Genomic DNA, 2,955 nt, shown 5'->3' on the forward strand with positions numbered 1-2,955 from the left:
TCGCGGCCGGCCACGGCGGCCAGGTCGCCGTGTTCGCTGCGCGCCTGCACCGCGCGGGTATGCAGGTCGCGGCCGGCGCTCAGTACCTGGTCGCTGCGGCTGTGGAGCCGGCTGCCGACGTCGTCGCGCCGGGCGTCGTGGCGCCAGTTGCTGTTACTCCATTGCGTCAGGTGCGTGCTGCCGGTGGCGACGCTGCCCAGGCTCAGGTCACGACCGGCGTGCACGCCGGTCTGACCCCGGCTGTCGAGTTCTGCCCCCATGACCTGCAGGTCACGACCGGCGCGCAGGGTCAGCCGGCCATCGTCCCCGCGCAGGGTCAGCCGCGCCACCTGGTCAACATGGGTGCTGCTGCCCTGGGCATGCGCCGTGTGCCGGGTGGTGGTGCTGACGGTCAGGTCGCGCCCGGCCTGCATGTCGAGCCGGGATGCGCCGTCGACGGCGGTGCCGTACAGCCCGATATCGCCCGTGGCGCGGAGGTCGAGCTCATCGCCGCTGATCCGGCCACCGGCCAGCCGGATCTGGCCGGCGCGCAGCGCCAGTTCGCGGCCGGCAAGCTTGCCGCTGCTGTACAGCGTGCCGTCGATCTTGAGCCCGATCCGGTCGGCCGACAGCAGCGCACCGCTGCCGTCAAGGTCGCCGGGCCGGACCTGCACGTACAGTTGCGGCACCAGTGCCCGGGTCGTGCTGCCGTCCGCCTGCCGGATGTCGTGCTCGACCAGCCACACCATGTCGCTGGTCAGTTGTGCCATCTGTGCGGCGCTCAGCGCCACGCCGGGCACCAGTTGCCACGCCCGCGCCTGGGTCACGCCGCTGTCCAGCAGTGCCCGGTACTGCGCCTCGTCGTTGCGATGCTGGCCGAGGAAGCGCCGACCGGTCAGCGCCATGACCTGTTCGCGCACCAGCCGCTGTTCATGAAAGCCGTCACCCAGCCGGCGCTGGACATGGCGCGGGTCGACCTGCAACTGGGCCAGTTGCGCATCCGACGACAGCCAGCGCCGGCGGTCGGTATAGCGCGGGTCGGTTTCGACCACGTAACGGTCCGGTTCCTGTGCCGGGCGGAACAGGCGGCTGTCATCCTGCTCCAGCTCCAGTCCGCCGGTACGGACCACGCTGTCCGGGCGCTCCACCTCGGTCCACGCCTTCTTCCCCGGCCGTGGCTTCAGTTGCGTGCCGCTGCCCACCGGCTGGCTGTGGCCGCGATAGTCGACCACGCCGAGGCCGATCGTCTGCTCGGTCTGCGGTGTGTACGGCCGCGACGCGTAGCCCTGCCAGTCCTTCTTGTGCTTTTCCAGCAGGCTGGGGGTCCGCTTGATGCGCCAGTAGCTGTCGGCGACGCCATCGTCGCGGACGATCCGGGTGCCGGTCGCGTCGAGGTTGTCCAGCTTGCCAATGGGGCCATCCAGCAGGCCGCCGGCGAGGATGTGGCTCTTGTCGTTGATCAGCCGGTCCGCCTCCAGCCATATCCGGCCCCCGGCCAGGATCCGGCCGGGGGCCGACGTGGTGATCCGGCTTGCGTAGGTCCGCCGGGTATAGCTGTACTGGGTGTAGCGGTCGGTCTTGCCTTCCGGCGTGCGCAGCCGCATCACTTCGTCTTTGAAGTTCTCGATGCCGGGCCGCTCACGCCGGTAGCGGTCTGGCGAGCCATACGGCTGGAATTCGGTGATGGCCTCCTCGCTGACCGGCACCACCTCGCTGGCGAAGTGATCGTTGTCATTGCGGATCTGCGCCGCCGCGATCTGCAGATCGCCGAGCGCCTCGATGGTGCTGCTGCGGTTGACCAGCGTCTGCGCCCGGCCGCTGGCGCGGCCTTGCGCGTCCAGCGTGCCGCCGATCGCCAGCCCGCCGGCACTGAACAGCAGTCCCCGTTCCCGGTTCAGCAGCGACGCGGTGCCGACGTCCAGCTGTTCGCTCGCGGCGAGGGTGCCTCCCTCTTCGTTGAGCACGGACGCGCTGGCGATCGCCAGCCGGTCGCCATCGATCAGGCCCAGGTTGTGCAAGCGGCCGGCGATGTGCAGCCGGGTCTCGCCGGCGCGGATCTCGCCGGTGGCGGCGTTGTCGAGGGCGGCAGCGCGCAGTGTCAGGGCGCCCACCGCGAGCAGTTTGCCGTGGTTGTACAGATGCCCGCCGACATGCAGTGCGGCCTCGCCGTCGGCCTGCCACTGGCCGCGATGGGTGACGTCACCGTCGACATTCAGCGTCAGTGCGCCCCGGCTGGACCACTTGCTGTCGGGCGCCGACAGCGACCCCGCCCGCAGTGTCATCTGCCCGGCCTTGACCACCGCCCCGTCGCCGACCATCTGGCCCGGGGTGGTGAAGGTCAGCCGCCCGCCGGCGGTCAGCGTCGCCCGGCGAACGCTCAGCGGGCCGTCACTGTCCAGCGTGATGGTCGCGGCCTTCAGCGTGCTGTCGTCGAGGTCGACGCTGGCGGCACCGAGTGTCAGCGACTCGCTCGCACTCAGCGTGCCGCTCGCCTGCAAGGCCCCCTCGCTGTGGAGGTGGACATGGCGGGCGCTGAGCTGGCCGCTGTGCTGCTGTCGCCCGGCATGCACGCTCAGTTCGCCACCGGCACTCAGCGTGCCACGCTGGTGCAGCGCATGTGCCGTCAGCCGGGCGCTGCCCTCGCTGTGCACCGTGCCGCTGACTTCCAGCCGGCCGTCGGCATGCAGCACCAGTCCGCCGTCGCCGGCGGTGACCTTGCCGCCGAGGTTGACGCCGACGCCGTGCTCGGTGCCGGTCAGGAAGATCTTGCCGGCATACATGCCGCCAAGCAGGGCCGAATCCAGCGCGAACTGTGGCCGGGTGGCCGCGTCGGCGGCCTCTGCGGTCACGGTGTCGCCGTCGACGCTGATGCGGTTGGCGCCGGTTACCACCCGCAGGTGCCTGGCCCACAGCCCGGCGTTGATTTCGACCGCACGGGCAAAGATCGCGGTGTGGCTGCTCAGGCCGGCATACAGC

At 70.8% G+C, this 2,955-nt stretch carries 1 protein-coding gene; it reads right to left on the bottom strand.

All coding sequences use genetic code 11. The features are described from left to right. The coding region (locus tag ACYVG8_RS04530; protein ID WP_460745072.1) for a hemagglutinin repeat-containing protein at nt 1-2,955 on the bottom strand (2,955 nt) is incomplete at both ends.

This window comes from Microvirgula curvata (assembly GCF_054781615.1).